Origin of the sequence: Pseudomonas sp. USHLN015 (assembly GCF_037153275.1) — a bacterium.
In the GTDB taxonomy this organism is placed as follows: domain Bacteria; phylum Pseudomonadota; class Gammaproteobacteria; order Pseudomonadales; family Pseudomonadaceae; genus Metapseudomonas; species Metapseudomonas tohonis.
In genome coordinates, this window is the sequence record NZ_JBBCKP010000010.1 from 226235 (window position 1) to 251306 (window position 25072).

Consider the following 25072-nt stretch of genomic DNA (forward strand, 5'->3'; position numbering starts at 1 on the left):
AAGGGGCCGCAAGGGCCCCTTCGGTACGACGACACCGCCTCAACGCGCGACGTGGATCTCCACGCGACGGTTCTGCGCACGTCCGGCATCGGTGCCGTTGTCCGCCACCGGCTGGCTCTCGCCGAGTCCCTCGGTGGTGAGCTTGCCTGCGGAAACGCCCTGGCTGATCAGGTAGTCGGCCGCACTCCTGGCACGCCGTTCCGAGAGTCCCTGGTTATAGGTATCGGAACCGACGCTGTCGGTGTGGCCCACGACCTTGACGCTGACCGTGGTGGCATCGCTCAGGCGCGTGGCCACTTCGTTCAGTTGCGACTTGGCATCGGCCGTGAGTTCGGCCGAATCGAAGGCGAACAGCACCTTGCCCTGGTCGCTGAGCACGATCACCTCGCTCTGTGGAGCGGGCTCGGGAGCGGGCTCCTCGGCCTTGACCACGGCCGGGTAGGTCTTCTGCGGACAGCCATTGTGGTTGACCTGTGTACCGGCCGGCGTGTTCGGGCAGGTATCACGGCGGTCGAAGACCCCGTCACCATCCTCGTCGCCATCCTGTGCGTAACAGATCAGACCGCCGACGATGGCACCTGCAACGGCACCTCCACCAGCCCAAGCGGAACTCTCGATAGCGCCCAGCCCACCGCCGGCCAGACCGCCAATCGCACTGCAAAGAGGCCAGTTCCCCTGGTTGAGCGGCGCGTCGCCCGTACTGGACGTCGAGACGCAACCCGAGAGAACACTGCCGACCAGAAGAAGTAGAGCAGCCCGTGAGAAGGTTCTCATGGTGAGGATCTCCTGTGTCACCGGTCCCATACCGGTAACACAGGAGTAAAGACCCGCCCGTCACGGCGCACAAGCTGCACGCCGCGACGGACGCGGGGTTCAGCGGTCGATCAGGATTTCCACCCTGCGGTTCAGCGCGCGACCGTCGGCCGTGCCGTTGTCGGCGACCGGCTGGCTTTCGCCCGCACCGCTGACACCGACGATGCTGCCCTTGGGTACGCCGGTCGAGACCAGGTAGTCCGTCACGGAGTGGGCGCGCTTCTCGGAGAGTTTCTGGTTGTAGCTGTCGGCGCCGACGCTGTCGGTGTGACCGGTGATGGTCAGCTTGGCGGTCGGGGCTTCGTTGCGCAGGCGGCTGGCGATGGTGTCCAGCTTGGCCTTGTCGGCCGGGTCCAGCGCCGCGGAGTCGAAGGCGAACAGCAGGTCGCGCACGACGATGGTCTCGTCCTCGACCACGACCACTTCCTCGACCCGTTCTTCCACGACCGGCGCGGGCGGGCAACCGTTCGCATCCACCTGCACGCCCGGCGGAGTGCCCGGGCACTTGTCGCGACTGTCAGGCACACCATCGCCATCCTCGTCGCCGTCGCCATGGACCCAGCAGTAGCCGGCAGCCATGCCGCCGCCGATCAACGCGCCCCAGCCTGCCCAGGAACTGCTTTCGATCGCACCCAACGCTGCACCGCCTACACCGCCTACTGCTGCACACTTGGGCCAGTCGGTCTTCTGCAGGCCGGCGCAACCGGTCAGCAGGGATGACACAAGTAGCAAGGGTATTGCTGTCCTTGTGATGCTCATATGCGTGTCTCCTCGTGATATCGGCCTTTGGAAACCGATAACTGGGGAGTAAAGACCTGCGATTAAAAAACCGCCAGCACTAGGCCAGCAGCGGGCAGCAGGCTAGTCTTCGCAGACTTGTCCGAGGATTTTCGATGACCGCAAGCTTCTCCTCCCGCACCCCGCAGCAGGCCCTTGCCGCCCTGCTCGACCGCTATGCACCGGCGCGCCTGCTGCTGGTGGGCGACTCCCCGCTCCCGGCCCTCGAAGCCTTTGCCGCCGCCCACCCGGAAAGCCAGGTGGTGCAGGTGCCCGCCGGCCCGCTGCCGGCTGAACAGGCGGCGCAACGCTTCGACCTGGCGCTGGTCGCCGATTGCCTCGAACACCTGCCCAAGCGCACCGCCCTGCAACTGCTCGGCGGCATCCGCAACCTCAACGCCAGCCGCATCGCCGTGCTGGTGGACCTCGGCGCCTGCGAATGGACCGACACCGACTTCTTCGCCCTGGCCCTGCAGGCCACCGAGCGCTTCCAGCGCGATGAACAGGTGCTCAGCCTGTTCACCTACGACCTGCGCGAATACAAGCAGGTACCCGACTGGCTGAACGCGAAGTTCTGGGCCAACCCCGAGAACTTCGGCAAGTACTGGTGGTGACGGCATGAACGCGAGCACATGCCCCTGCGGCAGCGGCAACCTCCTCGACCTCTGCTGCGGCCGCCATCACGGCGGCCACCCCGCCCCCAGCGCCGAGGCCCTGATGCGCTCGCGCTACAGCGCCTATGTGCTCGGCCTGGTGGACTACCTGGTGGAAACCACGCTGCCCGCCCAGCGCGACGGGCTGGACCGCGACGCGATGAAGGCCTGGAGCCTCCAGAGCACCTGGCTCGGCCTCGAGGTGGAGGCCTTCGAGCTGCTCGGCGGCAAGCCCGAGCACGCCCTGGTCACCTTCACCGCCCGCTGGCACGACCAGGGCGGCGAACACAGCCATCGCGAACGCTCCTCCTTCGTGCAGAACGACGGGCGCTGGTACTTCATCGACCCGACCGTGGGAACCAGGGCTGGGCGCAACGACCCGTGCATCTGCGGCAGCGGGCAGAAATTCAAGAAATGCTGTGCGGGATACCTCTGACCGAGCGCCCCGCCCCGGAAGGATTCGCCACACGACAACAAGGAGATGTCCATGCGCATGCGCACCCTGCTCGCCCCGCTCCTCGCGGGTCTCGCCTGTTTCGCCCAGGCCGCCGACGTCCAGGTCAGCCTGGGCAGCCAGGAACGGGTCACCCGCCTGTTCGCCTACCCCAACAACTGCAGCGTCATCTGCTACCGCGACTGGACCCTGGAACAGACCGTGGAGCACTACCTCGGGCAGAGCCTGAAGCGCGATGGCATCGCCGGTGGCCAGGTCAAGGTGGGCCGTGACGACAAGGGGCTCTACGCCCGCTTCAGCGGCGTGCCCGCCGACTACGGCCTGCCCCTGGTGCAGCTGCTGGATGCGGGCGATCTCGCCTACAAGGGCGCCAGCCAGCTCAACACCGATGGCAAGTGGCAGTACAGCTGGTACCTCTTCCTGCCCCTGGGCATGGCCCTGGAGAACCGCCGCAGCATCGAACTGCTGCACTTCCCGCCGGATTACTCGCTGACCAAGGCCCAGGACTACCTGGAGTCGGCCACCACCGACCGCTGGGCCGACCTGCTGGAGCAGAACGGTGTCGCCGCTGACGATACGCCCGGCTACCAGACCATCATCGACATCGCCCCCATCGCCGCCCCGGCCAGCGCCGGCAGCGACCTGGAAGGCGTCTACAGCTACTTCACCCCTTACCAGACGCGCATGGTGCAGCAGCTCACCAAGGGCAGCCCGGCGCTGCCGATGGTCGCCTTCGGCGGGCCGGTGCGCAGCTGGATCAAGCAGCAGTACGGCACCACCATCGGCGTGCTCGGCCTCGGCACCATCAGCCCCGCAGCCGACCAGAAGGTGCCGGTGCTGGGCAGCAACCACCCCAGCTACATTTGGTACGCCGCCGACCCGGAGAACTACGACGGCGACCAGGCCAAGGCCGATGCCGCCGGCCTCAAGGTCATGGGCCAGGACATCACCGCCGCCTGCTGGCAGGCCGGAATGGGCAAGGACCACAGCGCCAACCCGAGCAGCACGCTCGACCGCTGCAAGCAGAAGTGGCTGGTGACCGACAAGGTGCAGACCTGCGAGCTGTTCTACACCTCCATCCGCAAGCTGGACGCGGACAAGGCGAAGGAGAAGTGCACGGCGCCGTGAAGCCCGTATGAGCCGAAGACAGAGGGGTCGCGGCCTGCCCGGCGACCTCTCCCGGGCTCAGGCGCCCCCTGCGATACCGGCGGGCAGGAGCTCCAGGCCGCCGCTGTAGGAGAACAACTCCCCCAGCCCCGGCAACGAGAAACCGACGTAGAAGTGATAACGCCCGCCCTCGATGCGCTTGTAGGCGGTGGTACGCGGCAACAGGGCCAGCGGAATGCGGATGCCCCGGACCCAGGCCGCAATCGGCACCCAGCGCCAGCCACCGTCACGGGTATCCACCTTCAGTGCCAGGCGCAGGGCACCGGTGCATTCCTCCCAGTGCCCATCCGGCCAACGCCCCACGGGGCGGAACAGGGAAACCAGGGTGGCGGAACCCGCGAAACGCCTGCTCCAGTGCAAGCCCGACTCGTCGCAATGGATATCCACGCGCAAGGGCACGCGCCGCGCACCGAGGGGAATGCCCAGTTTTCCCGCCAGCCGGCGCCCCAGCCACCCGGCGAGGCCTGCGCCCGACGCCAGCTCCACTTCGCCTTCGAGCACGCCACCCTGGCGATGCAGCCGCTGCAGCAAGGGGTGCAGCCCGATGAAGCCCTCGCCGAACCAGGACTCGACCCGGTCCGTGCTCATCGCCCGTCCAGTTGGCGGCGCACCGCCTCGTCGTTGAGTTCGTCGCCGATGTGCACCCGCACCCGCCGCCCGCCGACGCCTGCACCGAGCTCGTGGAAGATCCGCTCCTCGACCTGGGACAGGCCGCCTTCGGTCATCTCCATCGGCTGCACGAGAATGGTGGGCGCCATGGACATCCACTTGCCACGCAGCATCAGCTTGATCGCCTGGCGCAGCGCGACCCTGGCTTCATTGAACTGCCCGACCAGCAACCGCTCGGTGCTGAAGCTCGCATGCACATCCTGCTCGCGCTGGGCCTGGAGCTCGCGGATCAGCATGCGGTTGCGGTAGACGCGGACGTACAACGTCGGCTTGAGAAGATCGAACACCATCGCTCCTTGGAAGACTGTGAACCCCGCGCCACGACCGGCGCCCGGCAACGCTATGCCGCCGCCCGGCCGCTTGTCCAGAGGCCTACAGCTGTTCGTCCGTGGGAGTGGGAGATGGTTCCCATGCCGGGAAGCGGAGGGCTGGAGGAGCTTGGGAAAGGCATCGCGAATGAGTTCGCACCAGGAGGAAAAAGCAGGCGATCGGCGCCGTGGGTCGGCGCCGAACGCAGGGGCGGCTCATGTCGGGGCCGTCCCGTGAAGAGCTTCGCGAATGAATTCGCTCCCACGGAGTGAAGCTCGGCTCCCGGTGGCGAGCACCTCCGCGCGGTGGATGCCGAAAGCGACATCCACCGCGCGGGCTTGCCCACCTCAAACGCTGAACCGCGCCACCAGCCCCTTCAGGTCCACCGCCAGGCGCGCCAGCTCGCTGCTGGCCGTCGTGGTCTGGTGCGCACCGGCGGCGCTCTGGATGGACAGGTCGCGGATGCTCATCAGGTTGCGGTCCACCTCGCGTGCCACATGGGCCTGCTGCTCGGAGGCCGTGGCGATCTGCATGTTGCGCTCGTCGATGGTGCCCACCGCCTCGGTGATCTCCTGCAATGCACGCCCTGCCTCGTCGGCCGAAAGCTGCGTGGCCTGGGCCTGGCTGTTGCTCGCCTGCATGGCCTGCACCGCCGAATGGGTGCCGGACTGGATCGAGGAAATCATCTTCTCGATCTCCAGCGTCGAGGTCTGGGTGCGGTGCGCCAGGGCACGCACTTCATCGGCCACCACGGCGAAGCCTCGGCCCTGCTCGCCGGCCCGCGCCGCCTCGATGGCAGCGTTGAGCGCCAGCAGGTTGGTCTGCTCGGCGATGGAACGGATGACATTGAGTACCTGGCTGATATCCACCGCCTGCTGGGCCAGGCCCTGGACACGTGCTTCGGTTTCCTGCACCTGCTGGGAAAGATGACGGATCGCATCCAGGGTCTGGGCCACGCGCTGGTTGCCCAGGTTCGCCGCCTCGCTGGACTGGCGCGCCGACGTCGAGGCCGACGCCGCGTTGCGCGCCACCTCCTCCACCGCGGCGGTCATCTGGTTGACCGCCGCGGCGGCCTGCTCGATCTCGGAATTCTGCTGCTGCAGGGTCAGGCTGCCCTGCTCGGTGACGCTGGTCATCTCCTCGGCCGCCGAGGCGAGCTGGATGGAGGAGTCGGAAATCTGCCGGATGGTCTGCCGCAGGCTCTCCTGCATGCGCCGCAGCGCCTCGCTGAGGCGCGTGGCCTCGTCCTGCCCGCTGACTTCGACGGTGCGGGTCAGGTCGCCCTTGGCGATGGATTCGGCGAAGCGCAGCGAGTCGCCCAGCGGCCGCACGATGCTGCGGGTCAGGGTCATGGCCAGCGCCACGGTCATCGCCAGGGCCAGCAGCACCGCGCCGATGACGATGCTGATGCTGGTGTCGTAGGCATCACTGGCGGCAACGCCGGAGCGCTTGACGCCAGCGGCGTTGAGGTCGATCAGCTTGGTCACGTGCTGCTGGTAGGTCGTCGCCAGGTCGCGTTGGCCGCCGTTGGCCCAGAGCAGCGCCTGGGCGGGGTCGCTGCCTTGCAGGTCGATCAGCTTCTGCAACCCCGTCATATAAGCCTGCAGGGCCTGCGCCGAGCCATCGAACACGCGCTGTTCTTCGGCACTGGTGATCATGTTGCGGCGGTAGTGCTCGCTTTTCTCGGTCAGGGTCTGGCGTGCGCTCTGCAGCTGGTCGAGCGCGTTGCGCTGTTCGGCGGGGGTGGTACTGGCCAGCAGCCGCAGGCTCTCCAGGCGGACGTGCAGCAGGCTGGTCTGGATGTCGTTAGCGGTCTGGATGGAGGGTAGCCAGTTGGTCTCGATGTCCTGTTCAGCACCCCGCAGCACATGCATCTGCTGCCATGAGAAACCACCGAGGACGATCACCAGCAGGGTGATCAGGGCGAAACACAGGGAAGCGCGCGAAGCGATGGTGATGGATCGTATGGACATGGCAGTACCTGCGGGTTGGGGTCTCGCCAGCGTCCCTGCCGATTCGGATTGCAGCTTCAGTCTTATCAGCCGAACAGGCCCGATCCTGAAATTGCTTTTTCTTATCGACGCGTCAGGCTTGAAACAATTTGCAAAAAATCTGCCTGCGCCTCAGGGCTTGGGCCGCTCATAGGCACCCAGGTCGCACAGCGCCATGCCGTCGCCATCTCCATCCCGTGGCCGCATGGAACCGCGCTGGTCCTGCCGGGTGCAGGAGCCGACGCCGGTGTCCACCGCCGGGCTGCGAGGGCGCAGGGCATGGGTCGGCAGGCTGGAACCATTGGCCGCCAGCGGATAGAGCACCCGGGTGAAGGCCTCGGCATCGTTCACCTGGATGTCGGCGGTGCAGTTGCCGGTATCGGTGCCCAGCAGCAGGCCACTGGCCTGGTAGCTCGCCCTATCACCGCCATTGGCGCAGTTGGCGACGCCGATGGATTCGTTGCCGTTGCCGACGATCAGGCTGTTGCGAACCGACAGACGGCCATGGTTGAGCAGGCCGAGGGTGAGGTTGTCGGCGATGGTGACGTTGACCAGTTGCAGGCTCGGCGTACCGGCGAACATCGGGTAGTCGGAGCCGTTGGCGACCACCGCGTCGTACTCCCCCTCGCCGTTGGCGTTCTTGCCGGAGACGGTGACGTTGGTCAGCCTGAGCACACCGTTGCCGTCGTTGCGGATGACCACGCCGGGCCCATCGGCGCGGTGATGGAGAAAGGCGCTGCGGGCGACATCGGCGGTGCCGGTGTTGAACAGCGCCCCTCCGAGGGCGACCACGTCGTCGCCATTGGTGACGTTCTCGCTGAACAGGCTGTCGCGCAGGGTCAGCAGCCCGCCGTTGAAGATCGCGCCGCCCAGGGCGCGCCCTGAATCGCCGAAGTCCGCGCGGTTGCGCTCGAACACCGAGCTATGGACCTCCAGCGTGCCGCGATTGGAGATCGCGCCGCCGTCGCCATCGTAGAAGCCGAAGCTGGCGCGGTTGTCCTGGAATGCCACGCGCCGCACCACCAGGTAGCCGAAGTTCTCGATGGCACCGCCGTTGCGGGTGGTGTGGCCGTTGCGCAGGGTCAGGTCCTGGAGCCGCAGGGTGACGCCGAGGTCGACCTCCAGCAGGCGGTCGATGCCCGAGCCATCGATGACACTGACCCCCACCCCCGCCCCCACCAGGGCCAGCTCGCCAGCACGCAGGTCGAGGTCGCCGTTGAGGTTCAGGTCCTCGTCGAGGATCTCGCCCTCCTCGCCCAGCGCCGGCGGCAAGGTCAGGGCATAGGTTCCGGCGGGCAGCAGGATGCGGTTCCTGCCACCCAGTCGGTTCGCGGCCTCGACCGCATCGCGCAGGGAACAGTCGGCATCGCAGCGGCCATTGAAAACGTCATCGGTGCGGGTCACGTGGAAATCCCGTGCAGCTGCCAGGGTCGGCAGCGCGAGCAGGGAGGCGAGCATCAGCGAGGTGGCCAGGCGCGGCCGGCAGCGGTGGGACATGGCGAGTTCCTTTCGGCGACAGCCGGTCATTGGCCATGGCAGCGGTCGCCCTGTCGGCCACCGCATCAGCGTGGCCCGCATCCGCGTCCTGCCATCCTGGCGGCCACGGAAAATGGACCGGTCAGCGGGGCGCCGGTTCACGGCCGTTCATCCGGCCACCGCCCTCGCACCACCACTCGTCCGCCAGCGCAGCACCGGCTGGAATCCGTTTGTCGCTCCGCTTGAATGACGGTGATGCTCCGCTTGACAGTTAAAATTATAGTCATAATATAAATCGTGAATTACATGCATCATATAAACATCCCTTACCCGTTCCGGAGATCCGCAATGAGCTCGCACAACCTCAAAGGCACCGCACTGATCACTGGCGCATCCTCCGGGATCGGCGCCACCTACGCCGAACGCCTGGCCCGCCGTGGCCTCGACCTGCTGCTGGTGGCTCGCGACCAGAAGCGCCTGGACGAACTGGCCCGGCGCCTCGGCGGTGAATACGGCGTGAAGGTCGACACCCTCAAGGCCGACCTCACCCAGCGCGCCGACCTGCGCGCGGTCGAACAGCGCCTGGCCACCGACGCCGCCATCAAGGTGCTGGTCAACAACGCCGGCGTGGCGCAGAACGGTACGCTCGCCGACGCTGATCTCGACCAGGTCGACTCGATGATCCAGCTCAACGTCACCGCTCTCACCCACCTCTCCGCCGTCGCCGCCAAGCGCTTCGGCGAAGCCGGCGAGGGCGCGATCATCAACCTCGCCTCGGTGGTCGCGCTGATCCCCGAGATGTTCAACGCCACCTACAGCGCCACCAAGGCCTACGTGCTGAGCCTGACCCAGACCCTGAACCACGAGGTCGCCGCCAAGGGCGTGCAGGTGCAGGCCGTGCTGCCGGGCATCACCCGCACCGAGATCTGGGAACGCTCCGGCATCGACGCCGCGCACCTGGACCCGAACATGATCATGGAAGCCGGCGAGATGGTGGACGCCGCGCTGGCCGGCTTCGACCAGGGCGAACTGGTCACCATCCCCTCCCTCCCCGACGCCGCCGATTGGGCCGCCGTGGTCAGCGCCCGCACCAAGCTCGGCCCGAACATGTCCCGCAGCAGCGCCGCAGCGCGGTACAAGACGGCGGGGTGATGGAACGGCCACGGGGGGCCGTTGATAAGGAGCGAGGCCGATCGCGACTGAAGTCGCCCCTGCACAGGGCAGGAGCATGACCGCTGCGTAGGGTGGAGGTCGCTTTTTACCTCCACCGGGCGGAGTCGAACGTGGCACGCGGCTGTGCCTGTACACGGGCGTTCGGCAGGGCTTCGAAATGGCTGGGGGGTCAGAGAAACGGTGGGCTGAAGCGCCACCCTACGCCCCCATGCCCACCCTGTGCCCGCCGGCGCGATCAGCGTGGCGCGATGTGCGCCACCATCAGTTGCACGCTTTCCTGTCCCCGGTATTCGTTGACGTCCAGCTTGTAGGCCAGCTCCGCCCAGCGCACGGTCGGGTTCGGCCACTGGTCGCGGTCGATGTTGAAGGCGATGCCATCGAGCTGCAGCGACCCGCACTCGGTCTTGAGCACCAGCTTGAGATGCCGTTCGCCGACCAGGCGCTGTTGCACCACCTGGAAGATGCCGTGGAACACCGGCTCGGGGAAATGCTGGCCCCAGGGGCCGGCCTGGCGCAGGGCGCGGGCCAGTTCCAGGTGGAATTCCTGGAGGCTCAGCTGGCCGTCGGAGAGCAGGCGACCGGTGAGGTCGTCCTCGCTCAACTGGCGGCGCACCTCGGCGTCGAAGGCCGCGGCGAAGGCGCCGAAGTTCTCCACGGGCAGCGACAGGCCGGCGGCCATGGCGTGGCCGCCGAACTTGCTGATGAGCCCCGGGTGGCGGGCCGCCACGGCGTCCAGCGCATCACGGATATGAAAGCCCTGAACCGAGCGCGCCGAGCCCTTGAGCAGCCCCTCGCCGGCGTCGGCGAAGGCGATGGTCGGGCGGTGGTAACGCTCCTTCATGCGCGAGGCGAGGATGCCGATCACGCCCTGGTGCCAGTCCGCCTCGAACAGGCACAGGCCGAAGGGCAGGTCCTCCAGCGGCAGGTCCTTGAGCTGGGCCAGCGCCTCGCGCTGCATGCCCTGCTCGATGGCCTTGCGGTCCTGGTTGAGCTGGTCGAGCTGCACCGCCATGTCGCGCGCCAGGGCCTCGTCCTCGCAGAGCAGGCATTCGATGCCCAGGCTCATGTCGTCCAGGCGGCCGGCAGCATTCAGGCGCGGCCCGAGGATGAAGCCCAGGTCGGTGGAGGTGATGCGTGCGGCCGGGCGGCCGGCGACCTCCAGCACCGCCTTGAGGCCGGGGCGTGCACGGCCCGCGCGGATGCGCGCCAGGCCCTGGTGCACCAGGATGCGATTGTTGGCGTCCAGCGGTACCACGTCGGCGACGCTGCCCAGGGCCACGAGATCGAGCAGCTCGGCGAGGTTGGCGTCGGGGCGGCCGGTCCGGGCGAACCAGTCCAACTGGCGCAGGCGCGCACGCAGGGCCAGCAGCACGTAGAAGATCACGCCGACCCCGGCCATGGCCTTGCTGGGGAACTCGCAACCCGGCTGGTTGGGGTTGACGATGGCGTCCGCCGCCGGCAGCTCGGGGCCGGGCAGGTGGTGGTCGGTGACCAGCACCTTGAGCCCCGCGGCCTTGGCCGCGGCGACGCCATCGACGCTGGAGATGCCGTTGTCCACGGTCACCAGCAGGTCGGGGCGGCGCTCCAGGGCCACGGCGACGATCTCCGGGGTCAGGCCGTAGCCGTATTCGAAGCGGTTGGGCACCAGGTAGTCGACGTGGGCCGCGCCGAGCATGCGCAGGCCGAGCACCCCGACGGTGCTGGCGGTGGCGCCGTCGGCGTCGAAGTCGCCCACATAAAGGATGCGCTGGCGCTTCTCCAGGGCCTCCACCAGCAGCTCGACCGCGGCGTCGATGCCCTTGAGCTTCTGGTACGGGATCAGCCGCGCCAGGCCCTTGTCCAGTTCCTCGACCGATTGCACGCCACGGGCGGCGTAGAGGCGGGTCAGCAGGGGCGGCAGGTCGCCGAGGTCAGGCAGGGTGGCGGGCAACGGGCGGGGATCGATACGCATGCGGCTCAGTCTTCAGGCTTGCGGGCGGGCGCTGCCGCCGTGAAACAGGGGCCGCCCGGGTGAGCCGGGCGGCCGCGTGGGGCGGTGATCAGCGTTCGCCGGCCAGCCACTCCAGGGGAATCTCGTGCTGGCCACGCTCGTCGGTCACGAACAGCTCGCCGTCGCTGATCATCACGCTCCAGTTGATCGAGCGCGGCAGGTCCTTGGCCAGGTTCTCCAGGGCCTGCTGGTCGATGCCGACCACATTGATGTTCTTCAGGCTGCGCACGCCGTCCAGCACCTTGGTCTGCCACACGCGCAGGTTGCCGTAGGCCACCAGGCTGAAACGCTCGGTACGGCGCGAACACCAGGTGATGCGCTCGGCGTCCGGCTGGCCCACCTCGATCCAGTGGAGGACGCGATCATCGAGGCTCTTCTCCCACAGCGCCGGCTCGTCGACGTCCGACAGGCCACGGCCGAAGGACAGCTGCTCGTGGTACCACAGGGCGTAGGCGATCAGGCGCACGGCCAGGCGCTCCTCGGTTTCCGAGGGGTGCTTGGCGACGGTGAAGCGCAGGTTCTCGTACACGCTGCGGTCGAGGTCGGTGAGGTTGAGTTCGACTTTGTAGGGCGTCGCTTGCAGGGCCATGTGCGGGCTTCTTGGTTAGGCGAAAAGGCGGCAAGTCTAACCCGAAACCCGCTGCCGCGCCCGGGCGCCATCCGGCCGTTCGGCGCCCTGGAAATGCGCTCGGGTTCCCAGCCCGCGCGACTCGGGGTTGCCAGCCGGGGGCGGCCCCCTTTATAAGCCGGCCCGGTCCGCACTTCAGGAAAGGAAGCCAATGGAAGCGTTCATCATCGTGGCCGGCATCGCCGCCCTCCTGGCCGTGGCGCTGCTGCGTTCGGCCCGGCGTGCCCGGCCCACCCGCGTCAGCGCCGAGGGTGCCGCGCAGATCAACCGGGTCGCCCTGCTCACCCTGCTCGAACCGCACCTGGGCCACCAGCTGGCGCAACGCCTGGACGGCGAGGCGCGGCAACTGGCCATGCACCAGGTGGCCCCGGCCCTGCTGCTCGCCGGCGACCGCGCCCTGGCGCTGGAAGCCCTCGCCGAGCTGAAGGCCGGCTACCGCCAGTCCGCCCTGGAATCCATGCTGGAGAACCTGCTGGAGACGGCCGACGCCCTCGCCGCCCTCGACCTGCTCGAGGCCAGCGCCAGCCCCCTGCCCGAAGCCCCGCTGCTGAGCATCCCGCTGATGGCCGCGGCCGGCCGCACGGAGCAGGCCCGCCAGTTGCTCGACAGCGTCACCGCCGGCCAGGAAGGCCAGGTGGGCCAGGCCCTCTCCGCCCGCCAGAACCTGCTGCTGGCCGGCCTGCAACGCCAGCTGGAACGTCCCGAGGCCGCCAGCCGCAGCCTGGAGCGCGCCCGCGCCATGCTCAACGTCCCGGTGCAGGAGGCCCCCGGCGACTTCCAGGCACTGCTGCGCGAATGCCTGGCCCAGGAACGCCTCGACCTGCTCGGCGAGCTCGCCGTCACCCCCGACGCGCTCCTGGCCAACGACGCCGTCACCCTGTTGCTGGAGAACAACCGCGAAGCCCAGGCCCTGGAGCTGCTCGCGCGCCCGGACATGCCCCTGCACGCCCTCGACTGGCACGGCATGCTGCGCCTGGCGCTGGACGGCGAACGCCCGCAACTGGCCGAACGCCTGCTGGCCCTGGCCCCCGAAGGGATGCAGCAGGACCTGCTAGCCGACCTCATGGCCTGGCATGCCGGCCATGCCGACACCGCCCGCGCCGATGCCCTGCTGCGCGCCAGCGGCCTGGACGGCACCGACGCCACCTGGCTGTGCCTGGAACTGGCGGGACGTTGCGCCGAGGCCCAGCCGGCCTGGAGCGCGGCGCTGCTGCACCAGGGGCTGGAAGCCATGGAGACCGTGGACGACGAGACCGACTGGATTCGCCTGCGCCTGCTGGCCCTGCGCAGCCGCCTGCAGGGCGACCCGGCCCGCGACCCGGTGCGGATGACCGCCGACCTGGAGGAATTCGACGCCCTGCGCCAGCAACTGGAATGGGACGAACAGCTGGACCAGGCCTGCCACCTGGCCTGCCTGCAACACCGCCTGGGGCTGCAGGACGCTGCCCGAGAGACCCTGGACAAGGCGCTGGCGCACTGGGAAGCCCAGGAGATCGAAGACCCGGACGAACGCACCTGGTACCTGGAGACGCTGGCCGAAGCGGCCATCGCCATCGACCAGGCGGAGCAGGCCGCCACCCTGCGCGACCGCCTGCTGGAACTGGGCGGCGACAGCCGCGACCTCGACGCCGCGCTGCTGCGCCATCACATCGACCAGGGCCGTTATCCACAGGCCATCGCCCTGCTCGACCTGCGCAACCTGATGGCCCCCGAAAACCCCCTCGCCCGCCTGCGCCAGGCCATCGAACGCCTGCGCCCGGAAGCCCCGCAACGGGCCGATGAGCTGCAGCGCGAGCTGCTCGATGCGCTGGCCAACGGCGCCCTGGGCGCCTGACAGCGTCGGCGAGCGAAGTCGCCCCAACAGGAAGAGCATGACCGCTGCGTAGGGTGGAGGTCGCTTCTTACCTCCACCAGGCGGAGCCGAGCCCGGCACGCCGGCAATGCCTGGGACCCCGCATTGATGGGTTTCGCGAAGCTCGCGGAACGCCGCCCGACCCATCCTACGAATTGGCCACGTGACCCGACGCATGCGACTTGAGCCTGTTCCTCACGCGGCGATGGCCACGCAGCCGGTTCTTCAGCTGCCCCGGGCGGGGCGGGTGGGAATGGCGGAGTGGTAGTGCTCCACGCGATTGCGCCCCTGGTTCTTCGCCTCGTAGAGCGCCTTGTCCGCCAGGGACAGCAGCCGATACAGCTCGTGCCCGGCCTGGGACGAGGTGGCGATGCCGATGCTCACGCTGAGCCGCCCGGGCCCGAGGAGGTCGCTCTCGGCGAATTCGCGACGGATGCGCTCGGCCACCAGCGTGGCGGTGGCCGCATCGGCGTCGCTCAGCAGGCAGGCGAACTCCTCGCCACCGATCCGGCCGAACACATCGTGCTTGCGCATGCGTGCCGAGGTCACCGCGCAGAAGCCCATCAGCACCTCGTCGCCGGCCGAATGGCCGAAGGTGTCGTTGAGCCGCTTGAAGTTGTCGAGGTCGCAGAGCAGCAGCGCCACCGACTCCTTGCGCGCCGCGCAGGCCTTGAGCAGCGCCTCGCCGGAGGTCATGAAGGCACGCCGGTTGCCGATGCCGGTGAGCGGGTCGCTGAAGGCGGCGTGCTTGTACTGCAGCTCGGTGCGCTCCTTGACCATCGCCAGGGTGACGAAGGCCATGCCGATGGCGTAGAGCAGCGTCTCGAACACCATCACCGCGAAGAAACCGGTGCTCTGCCCGTCCACCGCGGCCTGGAACGGCACGCCCCGGTCCACCACCAGGCGCACGCCATAGGTGGCGAAGTGGATCAGGTGCAGCGCCAGCGCCGGCTTTATGGACACCTGCAGCTCGTGCCGCGCGCGCCACAGCTCCAGGCCGGCGAGCAGGGTGTAGCCCAGGGTCAGCGCCGTGCCGACGAAGACCCGCGCCGGCAGCGATTCATAGAAGGCCGGCACGCTGCAGAGCACGGCCCAGAGCAGCGGCCCGGCGAGGATGCCCGGCAGGTGCGCGCGGCGCCCGGCGAACACGCGCATGGCCGTCCAGTTCATGGCGCAGCTGAACTGCAGCACGATATTGCCGAGGAGAATGGGCACCAGATCGATGTTCATCCCGCGCAGGCTGCCGAGCACCGTGGCCAGCGCGCCGAGCAGCAGCATCAGGCTCAGGTAGCCGAGGGTGGGCTCGGGGCTGCCCCGGCGCCAGGCGCGGCCCGCCAGCAGGCCGAGGAGCATGAGGATGTAGACGTCGACCAGCACCAGCGTGGGGATGTTCAGCGCCATGACGCCACTCCATGGCGAACGATCGCCGCCCCGGAAAGGGGCGGCGGGCTGGAGTGACGAGCGACGGCGTGCATGGTGGTACCGGAAAAGGCAGCGAATGAAAATGTGACCTACGTCGCACTTTACGCGTAACCGTGTGCGCCCGCCACGGCCTGCCGTCGGCCAATGGCCACCCGCCATTCACAGCCGCAGCAGTAACGCCTCCAGGGCCACCTGGGGCTGCAGCTTCCATACCGCATAGCTGAGCGGGATCATTTCCAGCCCGGCGCGGGCCAGCACCTGGTAGCGCTCCAGGTCGAAGACGTCCTCGCTGGCGCCGGGGTAGCCGATCAGGTCGATGGCCAGCACCCGCTCGCCGCGCTGGCAGAACAGGTCCAGGCAATGCCCGGCCACCGGGTAGCCGGACCAGACGCGCACGCCCTGCGCCTGCAGCGCCTCCGCCACCTGCTGCTGGAAGGCATCCACCGCCTGGCCACCGTTGTCGTGGCCCTGCCCCTGCTCCAGGCGCTCCAGGTAACGCCGCAACAGGTGGCCGGGGGCGAACTGCCGCTCGTCGCCGCTGAACAGCAGCATCTGGTGCTCGCGGGCACGGGTGATGGCGACGTTGAACATGTCCTCGCGGTTGAGGTAGTGCGCCGCCTGGGCGCCGGCTCCGTCGATGGCGAAGCTGAGGATCATCAGGTCGCGCTCCTCGCCCTGGAAGCCGTAGGGCGTGGCCACGCGCACCCGGAACTGCGCCAGCAACTCGCCCGGCAGGCGTTCGGCGAGCAGGCGCCGCAAGTGTTCCACCTGGTCGCGGAAGGGCGAGAGCAGGCCGACGCTGGGCTTGACCTGGCTGTCTCGGTAGCGGCCGACATGCTCTTCGAGCAGCTCCAGGGCGCGCTGCGCCTCCACCGGGTTGTGCCCGGCCGGCACGCGCTGGCCCTCCAGCCGGTGAAGGCTGAGGCTTTCGGCGGCGAGCTGCTCGGGGCGCTCCTTCATCACCCGGATACGGCCGTTGTAGAAGGCCTCGTTGCTGAAGCGGATCAGCGCCGGGCGGCCGCGGAAATGTTCGTCGAGGAAGGTCAGCGCGCGCTGGCTGGCCAGGCGTTCGCCCACCAGGTCGAGCAGGCTGTTGTCGCGGTAGCTCCAGGCCTGCTGGTCGCTCTCCGGCAGCTCGGCACGCTGCAGCAGCTGGCGCTCCTGGGCGCGGGAGAGGAAGGACACGTGGCGCAGCTGGCGGCTGTCGCCGGCCACCACCGCGCGCTTGCAACGCTGCAGGGCCGGCAGCGCACTGGCGATGTCGCACTGGGTGGCTTCGTCTATCACCAGCACGTCGAACAGCCCCTCGCGCAACGGCAGCACCTTGTGCAGGTCGTCCAGGCTCACTACCCAGATGGGGAAGGCGGCGAGCAGGCGCGCCGGGTCGAGTTCGTCGAACAGCGACTGCTGGCGCTGCGAACTGCGCGCGCGGATCGCCTGGTTGTAGCGCACGAAGGTCTGCCGGTCGCTGTCCAGCAGCCGTTGCAGGCGTTCGACCCGCAGGCTGTCGATGTACTGCCGGCTGTGGGCCTCGCGGCGGCGCTGGCAGTCGCGCAGGTCGTCGAGTATCTGCCAGTGGCGCACGCTGCCGCGCACCCGTCGTTCGACCCAGGGCACCTGCAGCCAGCGCTGCCAGAAGGCCAGGGTGCCGCGCTCGGCACGCACCAGCAGGCCGCTCCAGCGCAAGGCCTGGCGGCTGCGCTTGTCGAAGGCCCGGGACAAGGCGGCCTCCTCGTCCAGCAGGTCCTTCAATGCGCGCTGCTGGCGCGCCACGGCGCCCTCCTCCAATGGCGGCAGCTCGCCCTGCAGCAGTTGGTCGAGGCGCGAACGCAGGGTGCGCAAAAGTGATTGCTCCTCCACCTGCAGCACGCCGTCGCGCAGGCCGAGGTCGTCGCGCAGCTTGTCGGCGATCACCGTGACCGCCTGCTGGCTGCGGCTGACCAGCAGCACGCTCTCGCCCTGCAGGTGGCGGTCCAGCGCCAGCGCCGCGAGGGTGTAGCTCTTGCCGGTGCCGGGCGGCCCGGCGACGAAGCTCAGGGGGTAGCGGGTGGCGTTGGCCAGGGCCTGGCGCTGGGCCAGGCTGAGGGAGGCCGGCAACGCTTCCGGGCGGCTGGGGGTACCGAGGATCATGCTCTCCTCGCCGACCGCATCCTCGCCCAGCAACTGCCGCAGTGCCGGCGAATGGCGCTCCGCGCCCTGCAGCAATTGCAGTTCATGAAGAATGCCGCGGCTGCCGGCACCGCGCTCGGCCAGGGCCACCAGCGCTGCGGCGCGCAGCGACAGGCGTTGCGCAGCCATGGCCTTCTTCAGCGTCGCGGCGCCCTCCAGCACCGGGAAGGCGCTGGCCGGCAGCACCTCGCCGACCACGGTGAAGCGTTGCAGCCAGGCCATCAGGTCGGCCAGGTAGTGATCGTCCAGCGCACCGCTGGGCAGCGGCAGGCTTTCCAGCCCCGGCTCGGCATCGGCCTTGAGCAGCTGGCGCAGCAGGCGGCGGTTGAGCTGGGGCTGGGCGAGGTCGATGGCCAGGCTGGGCGGCGCGCCCTCGCCGAGGCTTTCCAGGCGCGCCTCGAAGTACACCAGCGGCGCGCAGTGGCGCACCGTCCTGCCTTCCGCATCGCTACGCCGGCCGCACACCGGCAGCACGCCGTAGATCAGCTGCAGCTCGCGCTGGTAGAGGTTCTGCTGCTGCAACAGGTGCTCGCCCAGCTCGGCCGACAGCGCGGCGAAGGGCATGGCGCCGCTGACCAGCTCCTCGCGCCCGTCCAGCCAGCCCCAGCGCTCGGCCTTGAAGGTACTGACATCGTCCAGTTGCAGTTCGCGGCTATCGGCCTGGTAGCAGGCGCGGTAGAAGGACAGGCGTTTCGCGATCGACGGCATGGGGCGTCCCGGGCGGTTTCCAGCGGCGCATTGTGCCGGAATCAGGGGGATGGGCTGAATCGGCGGATGCGGATTTTGGGGGATGGATTCACGGTCGGGGCACTTCCGGGGCGGCGCTACGCGCCGCTTGGCGACTGAAGGCGCCCCTACGAAAACGGCGGTGCCGGGCTGATACTCGCGAGACGCCCGGGACTTCGCATCGATGGGTTTCGTGCCTCTACCCATCCTACGAGCGCGGTGTCGCGCCCAATCAGCTCGGGGCGTAGCGCTTCCAGAGCTCTTCGAACTCCGCCAGGTAGCTGCCCACCAGTTGCGCATTGTCGATCACCAGCAGGTTCTCCTCGTTGCTGGTGCTGGCGCTGCGGGTCCAGTTGAAGCTGCCGTTGAGCAGCAGGCGACCGTCGAACAGGGCGAACTTGTGGTGCATGTGGAACGGGCTGTCGTCGATGCGCAGCGGCACGCCGGCTTCCAGCAACTGGCGGATGTCGCTGCCTTCGTCGAACTGTTTCTCGTTGTCGCTGATCACCCGCACCGCGATGCCACGCTGGTGGCAGGCGAGGATCTCGCTGCTGAGCTGGTCGTCGGAGATGGTTTAGACGCAGATGTCCACGCTCTGCCGCGCCTGGCGCAGCAACTCGCGGATCTTGCGCCGGCATTCCTCGCCGGGGCTGAAGTGGGCGCTGGCGAGGGTGCGCACCGGTGCTGCGCTGACGTCCAGGGTCTTGACCACCTGCTCGAGCCATTTCAGCGCCGGCAAGGTGTTGGCGGCGTCGGCCAGGGCCAGCTCGCGCACCAGGTCGAAGGCGCGGTTGCGCAGGTAACGCACCTGGTCCGGGCCCAGCTCACTGCCCAGCTGGCGCAGCTCGTCACGCTCCTCGTTGCTCAGTTTCAGATCCAGCAGGCTGTCGCGCAGCTGCTGGTCGAGTCCGTCGAAATCCATGGAGCCTCCCTGTCTTCAGGTTGTGCGGCGCGGCCTGGCCAGGGCGGCATAGAGCCCGCCACAGAGCGCACCGGCGATGTGATATTCGAATGAAACCCCGGACTGCGGCAGCAGGCCGGAGACCCAGCCGCCGTAGTAGAACAGCACCAGCGCGGCCACCAGCAGGTCGAGCCAGCTGCGCTGGAACCAGGCACGCACCAGCAGCAGCGCCCAGAGGCCGAACAGCCAGCCGCTGGCGCCGACGTGCATGCCGGTGCGGCCGAACAGCCAGACCAGCAGGCCGCTGCCGAGGATGATGCTGGCGCTGGCCAGGAGGAAGGCGCGGATGCCGCCGAGCATCGCCAGCCAGCCGAGCACCAGCAGGCCCGGCAGGTTGCTCGCCAGGTGCGCCCAGCTGCCGTGCAGCCAGGGGGCGAAGAGGATGCCGGGCAGCCCGTCCAGGTGCCGGGGCAGCAGGCCCCAGGCGTTCAGGGCCTGCCCGCTGAGGCTGTTGGCGAGCTGCAGCAGGAGCATGAGCCCGGCGATGCCGGCGAGCAGCCGGATGCGCGGGCCGGCCCGACGGGTCACGACGACTCGCCGCCCGGTGCCTTGCCGGCGCCCATCATCTCGCCGAGCTGGTTGAGGCGATTGGAGATGTCGGTGATGCGGTGGTGGGTGCGCAGGTCGACGTCGATCTTCTTGTCCATCACCCGGATCAGCGGCAGGAAGCTGTTCTCCAGGCTCGCGGCCAGGCTCTCCAGTACCTCGCGCACGCCCTGCTGGGCCGGGGCGACCACTTCGACCTCGAGGTTGGCCGGCTTCTGCACCAGCTTCTCCAGGGCCGCCAGCAGTTCGCGCCAGGGCATCTGGGCATCGGCCGGTGCCTCCTCCGCTTCGGGCTGGCGGGCCAGGCCGCGCACGCCTTCCACCAGGTCGTTGAGCTGGGCCACCACGCGGCCGCCGACATCGGTGTCGCTGCCGCCCATGGACTTGTTGCGCATGAAGTCGCGCTTGATCTGCGCCCAGCGCTCGGCCTGTTCCGCGCTCTGGTTGCCGCGCAGCTCGGCGAGCTTGAGCAGGTTCTCCTCGGCGCCGGTGGTGAGCAGCTGCGACTCGCCCTGGTAGTGGTCGGCCATGAGCTGCAGCAGCTCGGCGTCGTTCATCACGGCGGAGATCTTCTCCGCCATCTTGTTCATGTTGCGGTAGCTGCCCTGCAGCTTGAACGGCGGTTCGGTGCGGTACTGGTCGGCCTGGGCGGCGCTGGCGATGTACTGCTGGTTGACCTTGAGCACCACGTCGCGCACCTGCATCAGGCGCTGCAGGGTGGTGGTGATCTCGTTGATCTCGGCTCCGCTGTAGCTGTGGCTCAGCTCGTTGGCGGAGAAGGGCTTGCCCTCGGCGCGGGCCACGAAGCGGTAGACGTCGGCCATGTCGCGGGTGGCCAGGGGCGCCAGCACCGGGTTGGAGGTCAGGCCGTTCTCGATGTAGCTGAGGGCGAAGGCGTCCTGCATGCCGCCCAGGGTGTCGCCGAGGTTATAGATGTCGGCGCGGTTGGCGAGCATGTCGGGGATGCGGAACACATCGCCCGACTCGGTGTAGGGGTTGCCCGACATCACCACGCAGAACTTCTTGCCGCGCATGTCGTAGGTCTTGGTGCGGCCCTTCCACACGCCCTCGATGCGGCGCGTGCCGTCACAGAGCGAGATGAACTTCTGCAGGAACTCCGGGTGGGTGTGCTGGATGTCGTCGACGTAGAGCATCACGTTGTTGCCCATCTCCAGCGCCAGGTTGAGCTTCTCCAGCTCCTGGCGCGAGGTGGCGTCCGGCGCCTGGGCCGGGTCCAGCGAGCGCACTTCGTGGCCAAGGGCCGGGCCGTTGATCTTCATGAAGATCAGGCCGAGGCGGTGGGCGACGTACTCCATCAGGGTGGTCTTGCCGTAGCCGGGCGGCGAGATGAGCATCAAGAGGCCCATCAGGTCGGTGCGCTTGTTCTCCCCGGCGGTGCCCATCTGTTTGGCCAGGTTGTCGCCGATCACGCCCAGGTAGACATCGTTGATCAGCTTGTTGCGCACGAAGGAGCTGAGCGGGCGCGGCTTGAACTCGGCCAGGCGCAGGGCCTCGCGCTCACGGCCGATGACCGCCTGGCGCAGCGCCTGGTAGCGCTGCAGGCCGGGCAGGAAGCTTTCGCGGTGCTGGCGCAGGCGGGCGAAGAAGTCGTCCACCGCCAGCTGCAGGCTGTGCTCCTGGATGCGCGGGTGCTCGCCCATCAAGCCGGTGACGACGAAGCGCAGGTCGACCTCGGTGACCCGACGCGGGAAGTCCTCGGCCAGCAGCGACAGCGCCACCGCCTCGGGCAGGTAGTCCTGCAATGCGCCGTACTCCGCCTCGGAACACAGGCCACGCAGCCAGTTGCCGGCCAGCGCCCACTGCGCCGCCGGGCGGCCGTCGAGGCGACCGAGCGCCTGCTGGTAGTCGTCCCACATGCGCGCGCCCTGCAGGCGCAGCTTGAGCGCCTCCTGCAGCTGGCGGGCGTACTTGCTGAAGGTGAATTCGATGCGCTCGGCGGCCAGTTCGCTCACCAGGTATTCGGCGGCCTCCCGCACCTCGGCCGGGGCCAGGCCCAGGGGCTCGGTGGCGAGGAAGGCGTCCATGGCGGCGGCGATCTCCGCCTGCAGGTCGAGCAGGCCGTCGCGGCGGCCGAACAGTTGCTGGATATGGCGGCTGGTGCGTGCCCGCTCCGGCCACTGGGCCGGGCCTTCGGCGGCGCGTTGCAGGTCCCAGTAGAGCGCGGCGAAGGCACGCGGCAGCGGCCCGTGGCGCAGCAACCCGGCGCTTTCGCGCAGCGGCAGCAGCTGGGCGAGGATGGCGGCGGCGTCGTGATCGTGGATGCCCTTCTCGTAGCCTTCCCTGTAGCGCGGTGCGGCGAAGTCGCGGATCACCCGCGCCAGCTCCTCCGGCTGCCCCAGCCATTGCTTGAGGCCGTCGAGGCTGAGGTTCTCCTGCGAGGCGTCGGCGGCGTCGAGCACCTGGCCGGCGAGGTATTCGGCGCGGTACAGGTGTTCGGACTCGGACTCCAGCGACACCTGCCAGAAGGCCTTGAGGGTCTCCAGCTCCGGGTCGCGCAACGGTTCGAGGAAGTCGGTGCCGGTGAGGTGCAGGTAGAGCGCCTCGCCCCGGGGCATCAGGGTCAGGTCCAGCTCCTGGGTGTTGACGCTGAAGCGGTGGCGCGGGCCGAGGCGGATGACGTTGCCGCCTTCCTCGAACAGCTCGCTCTTGTCGCGCAGGGCGCGCACCGCCTGGTCGCGGGCACCCTTGAGGCGGGCCTCGACGTCGTCGGCCTTGACGCTGTCCTTGAGCTCGCGCAGGCGCTGGGCCAGCTCGCGCAGCTTGAGGATCAGCGGGTCGGCGGCGAAGAAGGCGTTGAGTTCCTCGGCCTGGGTGAATTTGGCGGTGCGCCGGCCGAGGCTCTCGAGGATGCGCCGGGCGGCGTCGAGCAGGCCCTGGGCCTTGCGCTGGCGCTCGTCGAGCAGGGATTGCTTGTGGGCCTCGAAGGTTTCCAGCAGCTCCTCGCGCTTGGCGAGGATGTCGCCGAGGAACTGTTCGTGATCGCCGAAGCGGCTCTCCAGTTCCTCCAGCTGCACCAGCAGGCGCGAGAGCTGCTCGTCGCAGCGCTCGGGGTCCTGGGCCTGGGCCAGGGCGCTGGTGATGCCCTGGCCGAAGAGTTTGAACTGGGCACCGAACTGGGCGACGGTCTCGGTGGAGCCGAGCCCCTTGCGGCGCTGCTCGGCACGGGCCTTGGCCTGGTTGAGGCGGGCGTAGATCTCGGAGATGGACTCGATGATGCGGGTGCGCTGGGTGGCGTCGTCGATCTGCAGCGAGGCCATGAGGCTGGAGAGCATGTCGAGGTCGGCGGCCATGGCCTGCAGGGCGGCCAGGGGAGCCGCCAGCTGGGCCACGGTCTCGGCCTTCTGCGCCTCGGCATCGAGGGTCTCCAGGCGGGTGACGAAGGGCTGCAGGGCCTGCTCGCTGGCGAGGAAGGTCGCGGTGGCGGCGGCAGTCTTCGCCTGGGCCTCGAGCAGCTCGGCCTCCATGGCGTCGATGCGCGCGACATCGATGTAGCGGTAGTCGCGGATGGTCAGCAGCAGGCCGCGCTGGGCGGTGATGCCGTTGAGCGCGTCGACGAAGCTCTGCGCCTGGTCCCAGCTGTCGGGCAGCAGGCCGTCGAGCAGGGTCTTCTGCTTCGCCTCGGCGCCGGCCATGGCCTGGTCGGACTGGCGGCGGATGCTCTCGACCTTCTCGTATTCGTCCAGCACCAGTTCGGCGGTGGCGGCCACCTCGCGCAGCAGCGGCGCCAGGCCGTCGAGCTGGTCGCTGCCCAGCCAGTGGTAGACGTCGAACAGGCGGCGGGTGTTCTGGCACAGCAGCGAGTATCGCTGCACCGAGACGGCGGGCGCGTCGATCTCGCGGCACAGGTCGTAGAGGTCGGAGACGCCGCGCACCAGCTCGGCGTTGCCGATGCGCCCGAGGAAGCCGCTGCGGGCCGGCTGGCGGGCGGCGAATTCCTCGGTGCAGAAGGGGGTCTGCCAGACCTGCATCGGGTGGATGCGGGTGGGCTCGTCGCCCTCGGCGGCGAAGATCACCATGCGCCCGTCCTCCAGGCGCGCGTAGCCGTGGCCGAACAGCGGGTTCTGCAGCTGGCGGTTGATCATGTTGTAGGTGAGCAGCACCGCGCGGCCCTGCTCGGGGTGGTAGAAGACGTACTGCACGTCCTCGCCGTTGGGCGAGCGCACGGCGCGCTTGAAGCGCATGCCGTCCATGGACTGCTCGAAGGTCTTGTACTCGCCGCTCTGCAGGTAGTAGCCGCCGGGGAAGATGATGCCGTGGTCTTCCGGCAGCTGGACGCAGGCCAGGCCAATGGCGTCGATGCGCTCGACCTTGCGGGTCAGGCCGTTGAACACCAGGTAGCGCCACTGCTCCTCGCGGTAGGGCAGCACCTTGAGCAGCACCAGGCTGCCGAGGCGGGCGAACTCCACCTGGGCGTCGTCGAGGGACTGGGTCTTGTCGAGCACCTCCTCGCGGTAGATGCCCAGGCCATCCTCGGTGTTGTTCTCCACCTTGATGGTGAGGTCACCGCCGATGGTTTCGACGAACACCGTGTCGAGGATGTTCAGGTGCGGGAAGCGCCCCTGTACCACCATGTCGCGGGTGGCCTTCTTCCATTCGAAGTCGAAGGGCGCCGGCAGGGCGATGTCGCGCTCGCCCCGGTTGTCGATGTAGCGCACGTCGCGGCCATCGGCGGAGATGGACCAGCGGAACACGCGGATGTCGCTGATGCGCTCGCCGATCTGGAAGCTCGCCAGCAGCTTGCCGTCGCGGATGGCCAGCTGCAGCAGGCGGGTGTTCTTGTAGTAGGTGTAGAGCTCGTTGAAGTCGTTGACGAAGCCCTGGGCCGCGAGGAACGAACCCTCCAGCGGCACCGGCTCGGCTTCGTAGCCCTCGCCCTCCTCCACCAGGCGGTAGAGGGAGAACACGTCGGCGACATGGGTTTCCTTGCGCAGCCCGATGAACACGTTGTAGCCGAACAGCAGGCAGTCGCCGACCTGGACGATGTCGCGGGCGATGCAGTTGTTCTCGGTGCGGATGCGCACACGGCCGATGACGTCCATGCGGCTGTTGCCGAACTCTTCCAGGCGCTTCTGGTTGAGGGCCTCGGTGGTCTGCCGCAGGCGCTGCCCCTGCTCCTGCAGGCGCTTGTGCAGCACCTCGTAGGCGCCGCCTTCGGCGACGGCCTTGTCCAATACATCCTGTGCGGGGGTTGCGGCGGTGACGTCCGACATCGTGTTCTTCCTGAATCTGCTGGGTCTGCGAGCAAGGCCCCTCAGATGGAGGGGCCGGGCACGCG

The 25072-nt window shown here is 68.6% G+C and carries 17 protein-coding genes and 2 pseudogenes; 5 read left to right on the top strand and 14 right to left on the bottom strand.

Going from position 1 to position 25072, the window contains the following annotated elements; genetic code table 11:
- Positions 1–39: 39 nt before the first annotated feature.
- The gene (locus WFQ67_RS21415; RefSeq protein ID WP_337058110.1) at positions 40–774 is read right to left on the bottom strand and encodes an OmpA family protein; all 735 of its coding nucleotides are present in this window, start codon (positions 772–774) and stop codon (positions 40–42) included.
- Between the two features lie 99 nt (positions 775–873).
- Positions 874–1572 carry an OmpA family protein gene (locus tag WFQ67_RS21420; RefSeq protein ID WP_213628686.1) on the bottom strand — a complete coding sequence of 233 codons (699 nt, stop codon included), beginning with the start codon at positions 1570–1572 and terminating at the stop codon, positions 874–876.
- A 134-nt stretch (positions 1573–1706) separates the two neighbouring features.
- Between WFQ67_RS21420 and WFQ67_RS21425 the strand changes: the two genes are divergently transcribed.
- From WFQ67_RS21425 to WFQ67_RS21435, 3 genes are read left to right on the top strand one after another with little or no spacing between them, the layout of a single operon-like run.
- A complete protein-coding gene (locus WFQ67_RS21425; RefSeq protein WP_213628685.1) occupies positions 1707–2204 on the top strand; it encodes a DUF6231 family protein in 498 nt (165 codons plus the stop codon).
- A gap of 4 nt (positions 2205–2208) precedes the next feature.
- Entirely contained in the window at positions 2209–2679 is a 471-nt protein-coding gene (locus WFQ67_RS21430; protein WP_213628684.1) for a YchJ family protein, read from the top strand.
- Between the two features lie 51 nt (positions 2680–2730).
- Positions 2731–3825: a hypothetical protein gene (locus WFQ67_RS21435; protein WP_337058111.1), complete on the top strand. Its 1095-nt coding sequence runs from the start codon at positions 2731–2733 to the stop codon at positions 3823–3825.
- Positions 3826–3882: 57 nt separating this feature from the next.
- Here WFQ67_RS21435 and WFQ67_RS21440 read toward each other — a convergent pair whose 3' ends face one another.
- From WFQ67_RS21440 to WFQ67_RS21455, 5 genes and pseudogenes are all read right to left on the bottom strand, one after another.
- Positions 3883–4452, bottom strand: a complete 570-nt coding sequence (locus WFQ67_RS21440; protein ID WP_337058112.1) for a DUF4166 domain-containing protein — start codon at positions 4450–4452, stop codon at positions 3883–3885.
- Entirely contained in the window at positions 4449–4820 is a 372-nt protein-coding gene (locus tag WFQ67_RS21445; RefSeq protein ID WP_173176294.1) for a 1-pyrroline-5-carboxylate dehydrogenase, read from the bottom strand. Before WFQ67_RS21445 ends, WFQ67_RS21440 begins: the two co-directional genes overlap by 4 nt.
- A gap of 369 nt (positions 4821–5189) precedes the next feature.
- Positions 5190–6053 (bottom strand): methyl-accepting chemotaxis protein, encoded by an 864-nt coding sequence (locus WFQ67_RS30470; protein ID WP_442969617.1) that lies wholly within the window; start codon positions 6051–6053, stop codon positions 5190–5192.
- A pseudogene (locus WFQ67_RS30475) lies at positions 6045–6815 on the bottom strand (MCP four helix bundle domain-containing protein); the annotation flags it as partial. The gene WFQ67_RS30470 and the pseudogene WFQ67_RS30475, both read right to left, overlap by 9 nt.
- 150 nt (positions 6816–6965) lie before the next feature.
- On the bottom strand, positions 6966–8330 hold the full coding sequence (locus tag WFQ67_RS21455) for a CSLREA domain-containing protein (protein ID WP_337058114.1): 1365 nt from the start codon (positions 8328–8330) through the stop codon (positions 6966–6968).
- A 327-nt stretch (positions 8331–8657) separates the two neighbouring features.
- Between WFQ67_RS21455 and WFQ67_RS21460 the strand changes: the two genes are divergently transcribed.
- Positions 8658–9461 (top strand): SDR family NAD(P)-dependent oxidoreductase, encoded by an 804-nt coding sequence (locus tag WFQ67_RS21460; protein ID WP_337058115.1) that lies wholly within the window; start codon positions 8658–8660, stop codon positions 9459–9461.
- Between the two features lie 256 nt (positions 9462–9717).
- On the opposite strand, the gene recJ is transcribed toward WFQ67_RS21460, so the two are convergent.
- The gene (gene recJ / locus WFQ67_RS21465; RefSeq protein WP_173176286.1) at positions 9718–11433 is read right to left on the bottom strand and encodes a single-stranded-DNA-specific exonuclease RecJ; all 1716 of its coding nucleotides are present in this window, start codon (positions 11431–11433) and stop codon (positions 9718–9720) included.
- Positions 11434–11521: 88 nt separating this feature from the next.
- Complete coding sequence (locus WFQ67_RS21470; RefSeq protein ID WP_173176284.1) at positions 11522–12061, bottom strand: YaeQ family protein; 540 nt, start codon at positions 12059–12061, stop codon at positions 11522–11524.
- A 190-nt stretch (positions 12062–12251) separates the two neighbouring features.
- Here WFQ67_RS21470 and WFQ67_RS21475 point away from each other — a divergent pair, with 190 nt between their 5' ends.
- On the top strand, positions 12252–13934 hold the full coding sequence (locus WFQ67_RS21475) for a hypothetical protein (RefSeq protein WP_337058116.1): 1683 nt from the start codon (positions 12252–12254) through the stop codon (positions 13932–13934).
- 243 nt (positions 13935–14177) lie between these two features.
- Here the strand turns inward: WFQ67_RS21475 and WFQ67_RS21480 are convergent, their stop codons facing one another.
- The 5 genes and pseudogenes from WFQ67_RS21480 to WFQ67_RS21500 all read right to left on the bottom strand — a co-directional run bounded on the left by WFQ67_RS21480 (position 14178) and on the right by WFQ67_RS21500 (position 25007).
- Positions 14178–15353, bottom strand: coding sequence for a GGDEF domain-containing protein (locus WFQ67_RS21480; RefSeq protein ID WP_213628676.1), 1176 nt, complete (start codon positions 15351–15353; stop codon positions 14178–14180).
- Between the two features lie 180 nt (positions 15354–15533).
- Positions 15534–18251, bottom strand: coding sequence for an AAA domain-containing protein (locus tag WFQ67_RS21485; RefSeq protein ID WP_337058117.1), 2718 nt, complete (start codon positions 18249–18251; stop codon positions 15534–15536).
- A gap of 250 nt (positions 18252–18501) precedes the next feature.
- Positions 18502–19191: pseudogene (locus WFQ67_RS21490) on the bottom strand (phospholipase D-like domain-containing protein).
- A gap of 15 nt (positions 19192–19206) precedes the next feature.
- Entirely contained in the window at positions 19207–19704 is a 498-nt protein-coding gene (locus WFQ67_RS21495; protein WP_173178779.1) for a rhomboid family intramembrane serine protease, read from the bottom strand.
- Positions 19705–19754: 50 nt separating this feature from the next.
- Positions 19755–25007 carry a DNA repair ATPase gene (locus WFQ67_RS21500; RefSeq protein WP_337058118.1) on the bottom strand — a complete coding sequence of 1751 codons (5253 nt, stop codon included), beginning with the start codon at positions 25005–25007 and terminating at the stop codon, positions 19755–19757.
- Between the last annotated feature and the right edge of the window lie 65 nt (positions 25008–25072).

What these genes read in the sequence shown, in the direction of transcription:
- WFQ67_RS21415 (WP_337058110.1), bottom strand. Translation starts at nt 774, where the DNA reads ATGAGAACCTTCTCACGGGCTGCTCTACTTCTTCTGGTCGGCAGTGTT.
- WFQ67_RS21420 (WP_213628686.1), bottom strand. Translation starts at nt 1,572, where the DNA reads ATGAGCATCACAAGGACAGCAATACCCTTGCTACTTGTGTCATCCCTG.
- WFQ67_RS21425 (WP_213628685.1), top strand. Translation starts at nt 1,707, where the DNA reads ATGACCGCAAGCTTCTCCTCCCGCACCCCGCAGCAGGCCCTTGCCGCC.
- WFQ67_RS21430 (WP_213628684.1), top strand. Translation starts at nt 2,209, where the DNA reads ATGAACGCGAGCACATGCCCCTGCGGCAGCGGCAACCTCCTCGACCTC.
- WFQ67_RS21435 (WP_337058111.1), top strand. Translation starts at nt 2,731, where the DNA reads ATGCGCATGCGCACCCTGCTCGCCCCGCTCCTCGCGGGTCTCGCCTGT.
- WFQ67_RS21440 (WP_337058112.1), bottom strand. Translation starts at nt 4,452, where the DNA reads ATGAGCACGGACCGGGTCGAGTCCTGGTTCGGCGAGGGCTTCATCGGG.
- WFQ67_RS30470 (WP_442969617.1), bottom strand. Translation starts at nt 6,053, where the DNA reads ATGCAGGAGAGCCTGCGGCAGACCATCCGGCAGATTTCCGACTCCTCC.
- WFQ67_RS21455 (WP_337058114.1), bottom strand. Translation starts at nt 8,330, where the DNA reads ATGTCCCACCGCTGCCGGCCGCGCCTGGCCACCTCGCTGATGCTCGCC.
- WFQ67_RS21460 (WP_337058115.1), top strand. Translation starts at nt 8,658, where the DNA reads ATGAGCTCGCACAACCTCAAAGGCACCGCACTGATCACTGGCGCATCC.
- recJ (WP_173176286.1), bottom strand. Translation starts at nt 11,433, where the DNA reads ATGCGTATCGATCCCCGCCCGTTGCCCGCCACCCTGCCTGACCTCGGC.
- WFQ67_RS21470 (WP_173176284.1), bottom strand. Translation starts at nt 12,061, where the DNA reads ATGGCCCTGCAAGCGACGCCCTACAAAGTCGAACTCAACCTCACCGAC.
- WFQ67_RS21475 (WP_337058116.1), top strand. Translation starts at nt 12,252, where the DNA reads ATGGAAGCGTTCATCATCGTGGCCGGCATCGCCGCCCTCCTGGCCGTG.
- WFQ67_RS21480 (WP_213628676.1), bottom strand. Translation starts at nt 15,353, where the DNA reads ATGGCGCTGAACATCCCCACGCTGGTGCTGGTCGACGTCTACATCCTC.
- WFQ67_RS21485 (WP_337058117.1), bottom strand. Translation starts at nt 18,251, where the DNA reads ATGCCGTCGATCGCGAAACGCCTGTCCTTCTACCGCGCCTGCTACCAG.
- WFQ67_RS21495 (WP_173178779.1), bottom strand. Translation starts at nt 19,704, where the DNA reads ATGCTCCTGCTGCAGCTCGCCAACAGCCTCAGCGGGCAGGCCCTGAAC.
- WFQ67_RS21500 (WP_337058118.1), bottom strand. Translation starts at nt 25,007, where the DNA reads ATGTCGGACGTCACCGCCGCAACCCCCGCACAGGATGTATTGGACAAG.